This window comes from Streptomyces sp. R41 (genome assembly GCF_041053055.1).
Lineage (GTDB): Bacteria > Actinomycetota > Actinomycetes > Streptomycetales > Streptomycetaceae > Streptomyces.
Window position 1 is genome coordinate 8,978,546 of the sequence record NZ_CP163443.1, and the last position, 13,403, is coordinate 8,991,948.

The following is a 13,403-nucleotide window of genomic DNA, read 5'->3' on the forward strand; positions in this document are numbered from 1 at the left end:
GCCGGCGTCGGCCTGACCCACCCCGTTGGCCTGATTACTGACGTTGTCGCTGTGATGTCGTCAAGGTGAGGCCGGTTTCGGCGAGGCATCCGTCGATGCGCTTGCTGCGGTACTGAATCTGGCGGAGACCGTGCCGAAGCGTGCTGATGAGGTGGTCGGGGTCGGTGAAGGCGGTGTTGGTCTGGCTGCTGCGCCGCAGCAGGGACCAGATGCCCTCGACGGGGTTGAGGTCGGGTGCGTAGGCCGGCAGAAAGTAGCAGGTGATCCAGTCGTGGGTGTCGATGAACTCCCGTAATCGGCGGTCTTTGTGGACGTTGAGGTTGTCCCACACCAGCACGATCGGTGCGCCGAGTTGCCGGTGGGCGGCGATGAGCAGGTCGCGATAGTCGGTCCAGGTGAAACTGCGTCTGCCACCGCGTTTGTGATCGAGATGCCGTTTGGGCCGGTAGATCAGCCGTGAGTGTTCGCCCTGCTTGTAGCAGGCGAGCGCGGCAACGGAGAAGCGGCGCTGGGAGCGTCCCCGGACCCGGATGACGGGTGTGTGGCCGCGTCGGGCCCAGGTCCGTGCGGTGGGCGGCGTCATCGAGAACCCGGCTTCGTCTTCGAAGCACAGCCAGGCGTCGAGCGCCGCCACGGCCCTTCCACCTGCGGCCAGGTCTCCTTCACCCAGCCCGCCACGGCCTCCTCGTCGCGCTCGATGGCTCGGCGGGCTGGGACCTGGTGACTGAAGCCGTGCCGGTGCAGCATCCGCGCGATCGCCGACAGCGTCATGCTTTTGTGGAACCGGCGCCCGATCAGCGTCTTGATCCGCGCCAGCGTCCACGTCTGGTCCGGCCAGCCATGGGCGACCGGCCCTTTGGCCAGCTCCTGCTCGAGCACGGCGAACAGCTTCTCGCTCAGCTTGGGCAGCGATACCGGTCCGGCAGACCGCAGCCCCTCCGCGCCGGCGTCGTGCCAGGCCCGGCGCCAGCGCTGCACCGAGCGCACACTCACCCGTAATTCCTTGGCGACCTCGGCGGTGGAGGCACCGACTGCGAAGCGCTCCGCGGCCTCCAGCCGGATCCGCTCGCGAAACGCCTGCCGTTCAGGCGTCAGCCCACCACCCTGCGGATATCTCACACAACCGGCATACCGCGACGATCACACATCGTCATCCCTCAACGACATCACGCCGCAAAAGTCAGTAGCAGCTCGTCCGCCGCGTAAGCGGCGTGACTCATCACAGTTCTGCCACGCGGTGGCTCCACCCAGGGTGACGCCGACCACACGGTCGTCCTCGTCGGAAAGAAGTGCAACCGCATGACCATGCTGGCAGAACAGGTCGAGGGCGTCATCGGCGTCGACACCCACCGCGACCCCCTGGCCGCCGCGGCGGTGTCCGCCGTCGGCGCTGTGCTCGCGCACGCAGAAGCCGTCACCGACCTTCGGGGATACGGGAACTGTTGCCCTTCGGCCGCGAGCAGCTTCCCGGCAGTCGGTGCTGGTCGCTGGGTGCCGGCGACGGATGTCGCGGAGTGGACGGTTGCGGCGTTGACGCTCATTTGTCCATCAAGTCACCCTGGTCTCTGGATCGTCAGTGCCCGGTCCTGCCTGCCCGGGGCTTGCGCCCCGCTTACGGTCCGTTAACCGGCGGTGACGGCCTCGCTCCCGCCCTCCATCGCCGTTCGAGGTCGATTACCGCACTGCCGAACGCGCGAAAATCTATGTTGGTCGGAGTAGACATTGGGTGGAGGCATGGTTATGGTTTCTCCCGTAGCCCAGAGAGACAGCAGGGTCTGGCAGAGACGAACTGCCGCCAGCAGTACACGCAGTTGCAGTTGGCAGGACGGTGCGGTGGTGGAGTTCCGAAGCCGGGGTTGTTGCAGGACGGTGACGGGACTGACGGCCGGACCGGGTGGCCCGCAGTGATCAGGGGCCGTCGTGAGCAGTACCCGTGAGTGCAGTTCGCAGTGCCCAGCAGTGAAGTCAGTGAGCAGCACCTCGGTGAAGGCGTCGGCTGCGGACGCGCGCACCGGGAAGTTCGGCAGTGGGGTTCTAAGCCAGAGCAGACGCAGGACAGGCGACGGGGCTGGCTGCCGAAGAGTGGCGCGGTCGCAGGCCACTGAGCAGTTCGCCGTACCAGCAGTACGCAGTCCCCCGCTTAGTAAGTAGTTGATCCCAGAGGGAAGAACGGAGGAGCCAGGCGCCATCAGGATCGCCCGGGCGGAAGTCTTGAGCCCGGGTACCGCAGGACATCGATAGTGAGGTGGTCTCCGGTCAAGCAACCGCGATCCCCGCACCCCCGACAGCGTTCCCGTCGGGTCAGCGGAAACAGAACGCCGGCGCAGTACCAGGGTCGGCAGATGGTGTAGCAGTTCCTTCGGGGCCCTGGTGTCGTACGACACCAGGGCCCCCAAAGCGTGTTCCACAGAGAGGTGCAATGACAGCAGACGACACCTTCGGCCGTCTCGATGACGACGACTATCCCGCCTACACCATGGGCCGGGCCGCCGAGATGCTCGGCACCACCCAGGGCTTCCTCCGCGCCATCGGCGAAGCCCGCCTGATCACCCCGCTTCGCTCCGCGGGCGGGCACCGCCGCTACTCCCGCTACCAACTGCGCATCGCCGCCCGGGCCCGGGAGCTCGTCGACCGCGGGACCCCGATCGAGGCCGCCTGCCGGATCGTCATCCTCGAAGACCAGCTTGAGGAAGCCAAGCGCATCGACGCCGAATACCGCCGCGCCGCCGAATCGACGAATCCCACAGCCGCGTCCTGAGACGGCTGGGACCTGCGGCTTTCCCGGCAGCTTCGTCGCTGCCGCTCACGCACGCTGCCCGGGACGCAAACGCAGCTTGCAGGAGCAGACGTTCAGACGCTGGTCCAGGCGTCGAGGAAGGCCGTCCGTCCAGCCGGATCGTCCGACCTGCGGTCTGCAGGCAGGACGCGCCAGGCGGTGAGCTCGAGATCTCGGAGCCACAGTTCTCCGATGACCTGTGTTTTGAGCTCGGACAGATGGTCGGACTCGACGAGGGCCTGACCGATCACCTCCCCGGCAGCGACGCGCTGGGGCGGGGTCATCTCATCGACGGCCGAGAGGACCTGCCGGGCCAGGACGGTTCCCTCTCCTGCCAGCGAACGCAGCACCAGAGCCTTGATGTTGACGGGCAGCAGGTACGCGGTGACCGACGACCTCCACAGGTCCGACCAAAAGCGTTCTCCTGCCTTGGTGGGGGCAGGCAGCGCGGCCAGCAGCCCGAGGAGATGGCCGGTGGCCGCATAGCCATCGGAGTGGGCAGCTGCGACGACTGCGACGCGCTCCACATCGAGATGGCCTTGCTTCGAGATGCGAAGCCAGGCCCAATCGGTGTTCCAGCTGGTGCGCGAGGGGGGCGGATACGTGGGGGCGGGCCTCGGGAAGCATCGGCGATCCTTCTCGCGTATGCGAGCGGAGATGCCCGTTCGGGAGCCCTGATCGTTCCCATGACCAGCCGATCTACTCGGCTTCGGCAGGCCCAATTGGCGACCGGATCACCGGGCTGGCGGAATAGCCCGTGCTCGGCGACTGGGCCTGGGGTTCGGGACCGGCCTCCCATCATGCTGTCCGGGTGAGGTCTCAGCTTGACTCTGTCGGGGATCTTGGAGTTTCCAGGTGCGCCGGCATGATCAGCAGGCATGCTCGGGGCTGTTTCGAAGACCGTTGCAGTTGTCGAGGTGTCCGTTGTCGCTCCATCCCCGTTCCGGTGAGCAAGTCCCGTCTCTGACCGCGCACGCGCGGGCGAGCAACCCGGGCGGTACGACTGCGATGTGGGTGAGAGACCGGCTGGACGAGCTGTGGTGCGACGAGGACTTCGCCGACTGGTACCCGCGTGATGGGCGTCCGGGTCTGTCGCCCGCCCAGCTGGCGACTGTCTGCGTGCTGCAGTTCCTGCTCGGCCTGTCGGACCGGCAGGCAGCGGAAGCGGTCCGCTGCCGCATGGACTTCAAGTACGCCATGGCCCTGGAACTGGACGATCCCGGCTTCCATCACAGCGTGCTGGCCGACTTCCGCAACCGTCTCGCCGAAGGCGACCGCGCCGACCGCCTCCTCGACCTCGCGCTGGCCCGCCTCAAGGAGGCCGGGCTGGTGCGCGAGCGCACCACGCAGCGCACCGACTCCACCCACGTCCTGGCCGCAGTGCGCGACCTGACCCGGCTGGAACTGGTCACCGAGGCCGTCCGTGCCGTGCTGGAAGAAGTGGCCCGCACCGCTTCGCACCTCTTGACCGGCCTGGTCGACGAGGACTGGGGACGCCGCTACGGCCGGCCGGTCCGTCTGGGCAAGAACCCCACCCGGCCCAAGACCAGGATCCTCACCGCCGGTGACGACGCCTGCCGACTGCTGGAGCATCTTCACCGGCACGAACCGGGTTACCGGCCCGGCCCACAGGTCGAGGCGCTTTTCGGCTTCCACGAGGTCTTCCACGCGCTGACCGTGGCGGCCTTCACCGCGCACTACACCGCCATCTCCCTGGCCACCTACTGACCGCGACAACGTTCTGGCTCGCGCCGCTCGTCACACGCGTTGCCGCGCTGGTCGCGACGGGCCGGGCGGCCGTCGTCGAGAGCATCGCGCCACTCGCGAAAGCCGTCCGTCCCTCCGGCCTGCAAGTTGGCCTGCGAACGTGTTCACGCTGACACGTGCGAAAACGACGCCGCTGATCGTCAGAGCGGCTAGGGCACGCGCCGGATGCTGTTGCCGCGGGCCTGCCGATCGGCAGCGTCGTAGATTCTGCTGAAGTCAAGGCAGCCATGCTGCGGAACTCCTCCCGGGGCGCCCTACCAAGTCTGAGGCGCCGAATGTCACCGGGCTTCGGAGCTTGGGCTGTACCTTTCGGCGTGCGCCACGTCCAGCCGTAGTTCATGCGGCCATGGGATCCGACCCCGGTACCGGGTTCGGACTGGGAGGTGTGCGGGAAGCGGCGACTCCGCACGTGCCCCACCAACTTCTCCCACCGTGAGGTGACACGGAGGTCATTCTTCGCCTGCTGGTCACTGTGGCCATGGTGCTCGGCATCATCGGAGTGGTGGCGAAGGGCCTGCTCCAACTCTTGGTCAACGGTGTGGTGGTTTTGGTCGCCGACTTCGTCCTGCTCGGCCTGCGTATGGGCCGCCGCCGCAGGCGCCTGCCCCGGTGACGCGGTCACCCGGGGGAGAGTCCATCGCCCAGGCGTGGTGGGGCCCGTCCGCGACGGTGCGGAGGCGTCGGTGAGGTCGGCGCCGGTGTCGGCGTTCCGCCGGGAGTGGCCGGTCACGAGCAGCAGAGGCGCGCACCGCCGGGTGTACCAACTCGGCGAGGCGAGATAGGCCGTCGGCCATGACGCTCGTTTGACGCTCTGAGCGCCTGACACAGTGGATGCACGACCCGCAGAATGCCTCTGACCTGGTGTTTCCCCCGGTTCGACTCGGGATGACATCCTTTCGATGACTCATCGTGTGGAGTGCGTTGCGATCCTTGAACCGGCGAATAAGGTCCTTTGACCTGCTGCCTTATGCGTGCACATTATGTGCGGTGTGGGTGCTACGGGCGGAATCTTGATGCTGAAATAACGCTTGTGACGCTCGTCCTGATGAATGATCAAGGGCTACGCGTCGCTGGTCAAACGGTCTGCCGGCTACGCGGGTATGGCAGGTGTTGCCAGGGATGCCGGGGTGCCAAGAGGTCTTGTTAAGCCATGTGTGTGAAGCGCCCAGCAGGTTCATCGTCTCATGGTGGTACATGCGCCGTACCTGAGCTGACCTGCGAAAACGGGACCGCTGTCAGCGGTGGGCGGCGACATGGTCCGTGAATAGCCCGGATCTTGGTCTCGGACATGCGACCCAGACCATCCCCGGGCTTCCAGCAGAAGCAGCAGGTTACTGTCGCGGTTTGACGTGCTCAGGTGCCAGGGGCTCGGTCAGCAGGGGGTTGGACATGAGGTAGATCTGCCCGACGGCCAGGTAGTTCGCCGCCCGCCAGTGGGCGTCCAGCGCGCTCAGTTCCTCCTCGTCGAGACGGTCGAGGCCGGTGGGAGTGTCGAGCGTGTCGCGGGAGGTCTCGCGACGAGGGCCGAGTGGCATGACGAACCCTTCTTGCAAGACCGCTGCTCAGGAAGTTCGGGAGCTGAGGTCGGGGAGGAACTCGGTTTCGTCGATGAAGGCGCGGGCGACGTCCGAGAGGCGGCGGTTGTGGGAGCGGGCGTAGGCCCTGAGGGCGGTGAAGGCCTGTTCCATGTCCGTGTGGCGGCGTTCGGCGAGTTTTCCCTTTGCCTGTTCGATCAGGACGCGGCTGGTGAGGGCTGTCTGCAACTGGTCGTTGAGGAGCGTGCTGCGCTCGGTGGTGCGTTGTTGTAGCAGGCTGATGGTGGCGACGTCGGCGAGGGCCTGGGCGAAGGGCGTGGTTGCCGGACTGATGGGCGCCGGGGTGGTGTGGAAGAGGTTGAGGGCGCCGACGACCTCGTCGCGCAGCCGCATGGGCAGCGCCTGTACGGCGGTGAAGCCGCTGCGCTGGGCCTGGGCGGTGAACAGGGGCCAGCGGGCGGCCTCGTCGCGCAGGTCATGGACGGAGACCGCGATTCCGGTGTGGAAGCAGTCCAGGCAGGGGCCTTCGTGGTTCTGGAGCTGGAAGAGTTCTAGGAGGCGCACCCGTTCGTCGGAGGCGGCCATGACGCGCAGCACGCCGTCACGGTCGGCGAGCAGGACGCCCGCCGCGCTCGCGTCGAGCAGGTCGACGCAGCGGTCGGTGAGCAGGCGCAGGAAGTCCATGAGGTCGAAGTCGGCGACGAGACTGTCCGCCAGCTCGACAAACGTCCGGGCCATCAGCTGTTCCTTCATCGTGCGCACCTCTGTGCGTGGGGCGTGAGCATCAGGGCTCCTCGTCGGGCGGTCGCGCATCGGGCGGTTGTGCGTCGGTGGGGCGTGCGTCCAGCGGTTGGATGTCGGGAGTCGTGTCCGGGGGGAGGCGGAGCCGATGAGCGACCACGTCGGCGGCGACCACCGAGATCCGTGTCTCCCGGGCGTACGCGTGGGCGCGCAGCCGGATGAAGGCTTCCTCGAAGCCGATGCCGAGCTGGACCATGAGGATGCCGGTGGCCTGGTCGATCTCGGCGCGGTAGCCGCCCAGGTCGTCGAAGGGCGCGGTGTCCGGCCGGTCGGCACCGGACGTGCTCGGGCCGGCCCTGCCGGTGTCGGACAGGACACCTGTCTCACTGACCCGGGCATCGAGCAGAAGCAACGTGGCGGTGTCGGCGAAGGCCATCGCGTCGGCCACCTCGTCCGCGTCCAGCTCGACCGAGCCGCTGGAGTACAGGTCGAGTACGCCGGGACTGACGGTCCCGATCCGCAGGGGGAAGGCGAAGACCGCTCTGGCTCCGGCTTCCAGGGCCGCGTCGGCGAACACCGTCCAATGCCGCTGGAGTTCACCGGCCAACAGGTCGGGGCAGAGGACCGTCGAGCCGAGGACATGGGCGTCCACGCACGGTCCCTCGCCCAGTGTGAGCTGGAGTTCTTCCAGCTGCTGACTGACGGAGTCGGTGCTGCACAGCGGATGACTCGCCCGCCCGCGGGACATCGCGGACATCCCAGCCCCGCCGACCGGCAGTGCCGCCACTGCCGCCGTGCACACGTCGAGGACGCCGACCCGGGCGCCGCGCAGGGCCGCCTGCTCGGCCACGAGAGCCTGGATCCGCGCCGACCGGCTGCCGGGAATCATGGCGATGCCTGGTGCTCGGCGAGCAGCCGTTCCTGCTGCCGCGCGTGCGAGTGAACCAGGATCCCGCTGAAGGCGATGTCGGTGTCCGTCAGTCGGCCGACGGCGAGTGGGAGTGCTCCGTCGAACCTCAGCCACCAGGGCCGGGCCGTCACAGCACACCGCCCGGGAGAGGGCCACGGGGGCAGCCGGCTCCCGGCGAAGGCATCCGGGTGGGCGAGGAAGAGGGAGTTGGAGCCGGTGAGGGCGACGAGGCGTTCCAACGCCGGGCTGGGACAGTGCAGTTGCAAGGATCCTCCGGCCGCGGCGGTGTGCAGCAAGGCGTGGAGGAAGGTGATGTGCGCGCCAAGGGCACCGATTTCAGGTTGATCTGACCGGTCAGGCTGACCAGCGCCCGGTTGTCCGTATCGTGCCGGTGGACGTTCAGGATGGGTGGGATACCCATGGGCAGGGTGCCTCGGTTCACGAGACCGTGCCGGGTTCCCGGTACGGTCGTATCTGTCGTGCAGGCAGGTGAATGACCGATCCAGCAGCCGATGTTCCGGAGCGTAGGACCCAGCCGGTTCCCTCGGGGATGCGCGGGACGGGCGGACGGGTGATCCGCTCTCCGCGCGCATGTGGACCAAGCAGTGGTGGCCCGCCGGGGTCTGGGACGTCCGTACGCAGCATAGTCCTGAGACCGGTCCCACGGTTGGTCCGGGTGAGGGGCACCGCGATGGTCGCACGGCGGTGACCTGGCGGCTCCGATGCCGTGCCGGGGGCGCTGATCACAGGTGAAACACCGTCAGCCGGGCAGTCGTCCCGGTGTACCGTCCGCGCCGCCGAAGGAGCCTCACCCGCCCCCGCCCCCGCGCTCGGCGGGAGTGGGCGGCGAGTTGTCGCTCGGCATGCTCCTCGCCGTCCGCGATCATGCCGATGGCCGCGGCGTCGATGACCGTCGGGCTCCGGAACTATCAAGGGACGTAGATGGAGATTCGCAGAGAAGAAGAGGCACGGGCGCCGAAGCGCAAGGTGCTCGACCTGACTGCTGTGCAGGTGGTGGCGAGCGCACTCGCGACGGTGGTGGGCGCGGTGCTCGCGTCCCTGCTGGGGGTGACCGGGACGATCATCGGCGCCGCCGTGGTCAGTGCCAGCGCGACCACCGGCGCAGCGGTCTTCTCGCATGCTTTCCGGCGGACGGGCGAGGGGGTCCGTAGCCGGATGCCGTCGGTGGGAGTACCGAGGACGCCGGGCGAGGAGCGGGCGGAACACCGCGCGGACGCCCGGGCGGTGTTCGGGTTACCCGAGGATGCTTCGGTTGCCGACGCGCTACGGCCCTTCGTGCCCTCCGAGGGCGAGTCGGTCACCACATATCGGGGTGGATCCCTCAGGAGGTCCCTCGGCTGGAAGAAGTACGCCCTGGCAACGGGCCTGGTGTTCGCCCTGGCGATGGTCACGGTGACCGCGGTGGAGCTGATCGCGGGCAAGCCGGTGGCGGCCGTGGTCAGGAACGAGCCGGGCAGGGGAACCTCGGTGGGCGGTGGCTCGGCCGGTAGCCGTGGTCCCGCGGACAGCGTGACACCCACCCCGGGTGCGTCCAGTGGCTCGGCGCCGCAGACGGGCAGCTCCGCCTCGCCGGACGCGAGCGCGGCGCCGGACACCGCTTCCGGTCCCAGCCCGAGTCACAGTCCCAGCTCCAGTCCCACGGTTTCGGCGTCCTCCGGGCCGTCCAGCAGCGGTGCCGTGAGCAGTTCCGACGTCACCGCTCATTGAGTCGGTGACGAGCCGGTCGGCATTCCGCAAGACAGCCGCCGCAGTCCGACCGGCGCGATGTGCGCACTGGTCGGACTGCGGCGGCTGTGCTTCCTGCGCAGAGGGCAGTGTCACTGACTGGCAGGCGCTGCGATGTGCAGCAGCCGTTCTGTGATCTCCCGGTACGACCTGAGCGCGAGCCGTAGTTCCTCGGTCTGCGCGTTGGTGTCCGGGTCCTGCCAGCCTGTGCGCAGGACGCGCCGTCGTTCTGTGAGGGTGTCGGTGAACCGGGTGACGACCTCGTCGAGGACGGTGTCGGCCTCTTCCACCGCCTGGCGTGGGCTGTCGACGAAGGTGCCGAGGGCCTGCTGGAGACGCAGGGTGAACTTGTCCCGGTCGCTCTGTGGGACCAGTTCCGGGCCGAGTTCGCGATCGGAGCTGTCGGCGCTCGTGCCGGGCTCGCGCGGCGCGTGAGCGGGTTCGGTGCGGGGTGTCTGCGGGGCGCTCTGCACCGCGGGATCCGCGGCCACGGGCTGGGGTTGCCGTGCGTATTCGGCGTTGTGTGACATCACGTGCTGCTTCCCTTCGCGTGGCGTCGGGTCAGTGGCCACGGCGCGTGCCCCTGGTCCTCGCGGGACGACGCGTCGCGCCGGTCCGGGTCGGCCGGCTGTTCGCCGACCAGCGCCTCGAAGAGGCCTCGGGCTTCGACCATGGCCTCCCGCATTTCCTCGGTGCCGCTCTGGTCGCGGGCCGCCGCGTGCATGGCGCGGTAGCCCTGGACATGGTGGGAATGGTGGACGGAGAGGGCGGCGATCTGGTCGTCGAACTGCTCGCAGTCGGGGAAGCCGCGGTCCCCTGCCAGGCGCGCCAGCAGCGCATCCGCCTCGATGACGGCCTTCTGCGGTGATTCGACGAACTGCTCCTGGATGGTGGCCCATTGAGTCACGTAGTGCTCGCGGACCTCGGGCGACAACGACAGCTCCGCGAGGGAGCCGTGCACCCTCACACGCTCACCGAGTTCCTGCTCGGCAGCCTTGGTGTCGCCGTCGTGGTCGGCGACGGCACGGTCGTACTGGGGGCCGAAGCGCCGCTTCAGCCCGTGCCCGCCACCGCCTTGCATTCGTCCACCTCCGAGATAGAGGAGGGCGGCCAGACCGATGACGATCACAGCGATGATCACGACGGTGAACATGGCCGCCTTCTCTGACAATCGGTTCGCGCGTTGGTCTGCTTCATTGCCGTCAATTCCTGTCGGCTCATTGAGCGTTGAGGCCTGCCGGGTGGTGTTCGCACGGTGCAGGAACGGCCCGGGGCCCTTCTGTCACAGCTTGAAGCCGTCCTTGGCGTTGTCGCCCGACTGCTTCAGGTTTCCGGAGACCTGGTCGGTCCTACCGCTCCGCTGTAGTCGCCTGTTGCGGGTGGTCCGGCCGATGCGTTCGGTGACCAGGCCTCTCAGTGCCTGCGTCTTGTGCTTGATCGTCTGTCCGACGCTCATGGCCGGCCTCCTACTGGTTTGCGGGCGGGATCGAGTCTCGGAGCGGACTACCTGCGGCTGTACCGGCGCCTGCCCCCGCCGCGCCCGCGCATCGCGAAGCCGGCGAGCCAGACGACCAGGAGTACGGCGGCCACCCACCAAAGGGCCTGCATGGTGAAGCCGAACCCGAACACCACCAGGATCAGCAGAAGGAGAAGCATCCACAGGATCATTGCCGGGCCTCCGGATCGCGGGAATTTCCTGACTTCCGCGGGGTCCGGGCGAAGCGGGAAGGCGGAATGCGTCGCCCGAGTGATCCGGAGTGGCATGCCCCTACGCCGTGCTGTCAGTCAACGCCTGGCAACTTCCCTTGTCAACGCAGTGTCGACATGGGGGAGTTCTGCGAGCTGGGCAGAGGCCGCTGGGGCAAACGGAGCCTCGGCGGGAGCTTCGACCGGCTCGGCCGGTGGCGCCGGCAGGATGCGGTCCTCCCACCAGGACAGGCCCAGCACGGTGGCGAGCAGGACGAAGGGGGTCGAAGCCGGAACGATCAGCGCGTACATGCGTACCGCCTGCGGTGGGATGAGTGCGACGCGGCGGGCAGCAGCAGGGTGCCCGCACGGGGCGCATCGATGCCGCGCCAGGATCGAGTGGCGATGGCGGGTGCGGGAGTCGCCCGTTGGTGACGGGACGGGTTCCGGCACTGATGCGCGAGGTGCGCCCTCGAAGGAGCGCGAGAGGTGATCGACGCTGCCGGGGGCTCGGGCTGTACCACGCACGCTAGCCCCCGACGCACTCCCCGGACAGATGTCAAGTGGCCATCCGCTTTCGACCGGTTCCGTCGGACGCCGCGGACATGGGTCACTATCCACAACCTCTGGGGAGGGCTAGGCTGTTCGAACAGGCCCCGGCCCCCGGCAGTGATGCGTTGTTCCGCTCCGGGGAGGCCCGCCGTGTTCGTTCTGCTTCTCGTCCTGATCGTCGTCCTGTTCGGCCTCGGCTTTCTCAATCCCCTCTGGTGGGTGGCCCCGGCCGTGTTGCTCCTCGGTGCCACCCGCTACGGTCGTGATCGCGGGGGAGGCCGGATCCGGGGCGACGGGTCCGATCTCGGGGACCATCAGGATTACCGGGGCTACCAGGAGCGCCGGGACCGTCAGGACCGCTGGGACCGCCGCTACAGCCGTCAGCACCGGGCGCGCTGGAGGCGCGAGGACCGGCGGGACCATGAACGCCGCGGGTGACCGGTGAACCTGCCTGGCATCCAGAGATTCCCGGGCGGCTTTTCGTCACACCGGGCACGCGAAGATCGTGGAGAGGTGGATGCCGTGCATCGCACAGCCATGCTTCCGAAGGACTGGTGGGGACTGAGGGCCGAGGCCTCGGTGGAGGAGGACCCGGTGGGGCAGGATGTCGTGGCGCTGCGCGCCGAGATCGATCAGCTGCGGCGGGCGCTGGCCGCCCGTGCGGTCGTCGACCAGGCCTGCGGCATGGTGATGATCCTGGCCCCCTGCCGCCGCGGGCCGGCCAAGAACCTGCTGGTGGACATCTCGCGGCAGTGCAAGACCGAACTTCCGGACGTGGCCGCGGCTCTGGTGGCCACCTGGGAGGGCGAGCCGCTCTCGCGCCTGATGCGGCGGGGGTTGCGGCGTGCGTTGCGGCGGCTCTACGCGGAAGACCGAGGGTGCGACTCACCAGCGGAGGACGATCTGTCCGGAAGGGGAAGGTCATGATTCACGCAGCTGATGTCCGAGAGTGGCGTGACCGCGACGTCGTGGACGCGCAGTCGCACAAGATCGGTGTCCTCGAGGCGGTGTATGTGGACACCGCCACAGATGAGCCGGCCATGGCCACGGTTCGCACCGGGCTGCCCACGCGGCACCGGCTGGTCTTCGTCCCCTTGGCGGACGCGATAGCCGGGCCGGACTATCTCAGGGTCGGCTATGCCAAAGCACTGGTGAGGCAGGCTCCTTCGATCGGCACCGACGACGTGCTGCCGGCCGAGCAGGAGGAAGCGATCTTCAAGCACTACGGACTTGCCTACCGGCCCGGTGCGGCCGGCGAACGGCAACTGGCGCGCCGCTGACCGATCATGGAAAGGATGACCGCGTTGTGAGGTACGCACGATGCACCAGGTGACCACGCCCCGCGAAGAACAGTGGCTGTTGACGGCTGTCACTTCGACGAGGGACGCGGCGTTGGCCGTCGAGATCCTCGAACTGCGGGCCGAAATTGAGCAGTTGGGAAAGGCGCTGGCAAGTCGTGCGGTGATCGACCAGGCGCGCGGCATGGTGATGGCCCTGGCGCCGTGTTCCAGTGAGCGGGCCTGGGACCTGCTGGTGGACGTGTCGCAGCACTGCAATGTCAAGCTCCGGGACGTGGCCGCTGCTCTGGTCGCCACGACGAAGGACGAGGCGCTCCCGGAACAGCTACGGCGGGAGCTGCGCCGGGGGCTGCGGCGCCTTCACGCGGCGGACCGGCGGTGACGGAGTGCGC

The 13,403-nt window shown here is 68.2% G+C and carries 20 protein-coding genes and 1 pseudogene; 8 read left to right on the forward strand and 13 right to left on the reverse strand.

Annotated elements, in window-relative coordinates; translation table 11 throughout:
* Positions 1–34: 34 nt before the first annotated feature.
* The 3 genes from AB5J53_RS40690 to AB5J53_RS40700 are packed head-to-tail and all read right to left on the reverse strand — an operon-like array spanning position 35 to position 1,404.
* The gene (locus AB5J53_RS40690) at positions 35–583 is read right to left on the reverse strand and encodes a transposase (RefSeq protein ID WP_369251986.1); all 549 of its coding nucleotides are present in this window, start codon (positions 581–583) and stop codon (positions 35–37) included.
* Positions 580–1,119, reverse strand: a complete 540-nt coding sequence (locus AB5J53_RS40695) for a transposase (protein ID WP_369243776.1) — start codon at positions 1,117–1,119, stop codon at positions 580–582. Before AB5J53_RS40695 ends, AB5J53_RS40690 begins: the two co-directional genes overlap by 4 nt.
* Before the next feature lie 21 nt (positions 1,120–1,140).
* Complete coding sequence (locus AB5J53_RS40700) at positions 1,141–1,404, reverse strand: hypothetical protein (RefSeq protein WP_369250608.1); 264 nt, start codon at positions 1,402–1,404, stop codon at positions 1,141–1,143.
* Positions 1,405–2,419: 1,015 nt separating this feature from the next.
* Between AB5J53_RS40700 and AB5J53_RS40705 the strand changes: the two genes are divergently transcribed.
* Positions 2,420–2,758 carry a MerR family transcriptional regulator gene (locus tag AB5J53_RS40705; RefSeq protein WP_369250609.1) on the forward strand — a complete coding sequence of 113 codons (339 nt, stop codon included), beginning with the start codon at positions 2,420–2,422 and terminating at the stop codon, positions 2,756–2,758.
* Positions 2,759–2,850: 92 nt separating this feature from the next.
* On the opposite strand, the gene AB5J53_RS40710 is transcribed toward AB5J53_RS40705, so the two are convergent.
* Positions 2,851–3,303, reverse strand: coding sequence for a hypothetical protein (locus tag AB5J53_RS40710; RefSeq protein ID WP_369250610.1), 453 nt, complete (start codon positions 3,301–3,303; stop codon positions 2,851–2,853).
* Between the two features lie 487 nt (positions 3,304–3,790).
* On the opposite strand from AB5J53_RS40710, the gene AB5J53_RS40715 reads away from it, so the two are divergent.
* The gene (locus AB5J53_RS40715) at positions 3,791–4,504 is read left to right on the forward strand and encodes a transposase (RefSeq protein ID WP_369250611.1); all 714 of its coding nucleotides are present in this window, start codon (positions 3,791–3,793) and stop codon (positions 4,502–4,504) included.
* 517 nt (positions 4,505–5,021) lie between these two features.
* Complete coding sequence (locus AB5J53_RS40720; RefSeq protein WP_369250612.1) at positions 5,022–5,156, forward strand: hypothetical protein; 135 nt, start codon at positions 5,022–5,024, stop codon at positions 5,154–5,156.
* Between the two features lie 724 nt (positions 5,157–5,880).
* Here AB5J53_RS40720 and AB5J53_RS40725 read toward each other — a convergent pair.
* From AB5J53_RS40725 to AB5J53_RS40740, 4 genes and pseudogenes are all read right to left on the reverse strand, one after another.
* Positions 5,881–6,078 (reverse strand): annotated as a pseudogene (locus AB5J53_RS40725) (hypothetical protein); the annotation flags it as partial.
* 27 nt (positions 6,079–6,105) lie between these two features.
* On the reverse strand, positions 6,106–6,831 hold the full coding sequence (locus tag AB5J53_RS40730; protein WP_369250613.1) for a GAF and ANTAR domain-containing protein: 726 nt from the start codon (positions 6,829–6,831) through the stop codon (positions 6,106–6,108).
* A gap of 31 nt (positions 6,832–6,862) precedes the next feature.
* Positions 6,863–7,708 carry an ANTAR domain-containing protein gene (locus AB5J53_RS40735; RefSeq protein WP_369250614.1) on the reverse strand — a complete coding sequence of 282 codons (846 nt, stop codon included), beginning with the start codon at positions 7,706–7,708 and terminating at the stop codon, positions 6,863–6,865.
* Positions 7,705–8,025, reverse strand: coding sequence for a hypothetical protein (locus tag AB5J53_RS40740; protein ID WP_369250615.1), 321 nt, complete (start codon positions 8,023–8,025; stop codon positions 7,705–7,707). Before AB5J53_RS40740 ends, AB5J53_RS40735 begins: the two co-directional genes overlap by 4 nt.
* Before the next feature lie 646 nt (positions 8,026–8,671).
* On the opposite strand from AB5J53_RS40740, the gene AB5J53_RS40745 reads away from it, so the two are divergent.
* Positions 8,672–9,457: a hypothetical protein gene (locus AB5J53_RS40745; protein WP_369250616.1), complete on the forward strand. Its 786-nt coding sequence runs from the start codon at positions 8,672–8,674 to the stop codon at positions 9,455–9,457.
* A 110-nt stretch (positions 9,458–9,567) separates the two neighbouring features.
* On the opposite strand, the gene AB5J53_RS40750 is transcribed toward AB5J53_RS40745, so the two are convergent.
* The 5 genes from AB5J53_RS40750 to AB5J53_RS40770 form a co-directional block, all read right to left on the reverse strand.
* On the reverse strand, positions 9,568–10,005 hold the full coding sequence (locus AB5J53_RS40750; protein ID WP_369250617.1) for a hypothetical protein: 438 nt from the start codon (positions 10,003–10,005) through the stop codon (positions 9,568–9,570).
* Complete coding sequence (locus AB5J53_RS40755; protein WP_369250618.1) at positions 10,005–10,628, reverse strand: hypothetical protein; 624 nt, start codon at positions 10,626–10,628, stop codon at positions 10,005–10,007. Before AB5J53_RS40755 ends, AB5J53_RS40750 begins: the two co-directional genes overlap by 1 nt.
* 129 nt (positions 10,629–10,757) lie before the next feature.
* Positions 10,758–10,931: a CsbD family protein gene (locus AB5J53_RS40760; protein ID WP_369250619.1), complete on the reverse strand. Its 174-nt coding sequence runs from the start codon at positions 10,929–10,931 to the stop codon at positions 10,758–10,760.
* Between the two features lie 47 nt (positions 10,932–10,978).
* Positions 10,979–11,143, reverse strand: coding sequence for a hydrophobic protein (locus AB5J53_RS40765; RefSeq protein WP_369250620.1), 165 nt, complete (start codon positions 11,141–11,143; stop codon positions 10,979–10,981).
* Between the two features lie 117 nt (positions 11,144–11,260).
* Positions 11,261–11,473: a hypothetical protein gene (locus tag AB5J53_RS40770; RefSeq protein WP_369250621.1), complete on the reverse strand. Its 213-nt coding sequence runs from the start codon at positions 11,471–11,473 to the stop codon at positions 11,261–11,263.
* A 390-nt stretch (positions 11,474–11,863) separates the two neighbouring features.
* On the opposite strand from AB5J53_RS40770, the gene AB5J53_RS40775 reads away from it, so the two are divergent.
* The 4 genes from AB5J53_RS40775 (at position 11,864) to AB5J53_RS40790 (ending at position 13,393) form a co-directional block, all read left to right on the forward strand.
* Positions 11,864–12,151, forward strand: coding sequence for a hypothetical protein (locus tag AB5J53_RS40775; protein WP_369250622.1), 288 nt, complete (start codon positions 11,864–11,866; stop codon positions 12,149–12,151).
* An 84-nt stretch (positions 12,152–12,235) separates the two neighbouring features.
* On the forward strand, positions 12,236–12,640 hold the full coding sequence (locus tag AB5J53_RS40780) for an ANTAR domain-containing protein (protein ID WP_369250623.1): 405 nt from the start codon (positions 12,236–12,238) through the stop codon (positions 12,638–12,640).
* Entirely contained in the window at positions 12,637–12,993 is a 357-nt protein-coding gene (locus AB5J53_RS40785) for a PRC-barrel domain-containing protein (RefSeq protein ID WP_369250624.1), read from the forward strand. The genes AB5J53_RS40780 and AB5J53_RS40785 overlap by 4 nt, the downstream gene beginning before the upstream one ends.
* A 40-nt stretch (positions 12,994–13,033) precedes the next feature.
* Positions 13,034–13,393 (forward strand): ANTAR domain-containing protein, encoded by a 360-nt coding sequence (locus AB5J53_RS40790; protein ID WP_369250625.1) that lies wholly within the window; start codon positions 13,034–13,036, stop codon positions 13,391–13,393.
* Positions 13,394–13,403 lie beyond the last annotated feature (10 nt).

Bases quoted from the DNA above. Each gene is read 5' to 3' on its own strand.
- AB5J53_RS40735 (WP_369250614.1), bottom strand. From the start codon at position 7,708: ATGATTCCCGGCAGCCGGTCGGCGCGGATCCAGGCTCTCGTGGCCGAG.
- AB5J53_RS40755 (WP_369250618.1), bottom strand. From the start codon at position 10,628: ATGTTCACCGTCGTGATCATCGCTGTGATCGTCATCGGTCTGGCCGCC.
- AB5J53_RS40730 (WP_369250613.1), bottom strand. From the start codon at position 6,831: ATGAAGGAACAGCTGATGGCCCGGACGTTTGTCGAGCTGGCGGACAGT.
- AB5J53_RS40720 (WP_369250612.1), top strand. From the start codon at position 5,022: ATGGTGCTCGGCATCATCGGAGTGGTGGCGAAGGGCCTGCTCCAACTC.
- AB5J53_RS40770 (WP_369250621.1), bottom strand. From the start codon at position 11,473: ATGTACGCGCTGATCGTTCCGGCTTCGACCCCCTTCGTCCTGCTCGCC.
- AB5J53_RS40785 (WP_369250624.1), top strand. From the start codon at position 12,637: ATGATTCACGCAGCTGATGTCCGAGAGTGGCGTGACCGCGACGTCGTG.
- AB5J53_RS40750 (WP_369250617.1), bottom strand. From the start codon at position 10,005: ATGTCACACAACGCCGAATACGCACGGCAACCCCAGCCCGTGGCCGCG.
- AB5J53_RS40760 (WP_369250619.1), bottom strand. From the start codon at position 10,931: ATGAGCGTCGGACAGACGATCAAGCACAAGACGCAGGCACTGAGAGGC.
- AB5J53_RS40705 (WP_369250609.1), top strand. From the start codon at position 2,420: ATGACAGCAGACGACACCTTCGGCCGTCTCGATGACGACGACTATCCC.
- AB5J53_RS40765 (WP_369250620.1), bottom strand. From the start codon at position 11,143: ATGATCCTGTGGATGCTTCTCCTTCTGCTGATCCTGGTGGTGTTCGGG.
- AB5J53_RS40745 (WP_369250616.1), top strand. From the start codon at position 8,672: ATGGAGATTCGCAGAGAAGAAGAGGCACGGGCGCCGAAGCGCAAGGTG.
- AB5J53_RS40690 (WP_369251986.1), bottom strand. From the start codon at position 583: ATGACGCCGCCCACCGCACGGACCTGGGCCCGACGCGGCCACACACCC.
- AB5J53_RS40790 (WP_369250625.1), top strand. From the start codon at position 13,034: ATGCACCAGGTGACCACGCCCCGCGAAGAACAGTGGCTGTTGACGGCT.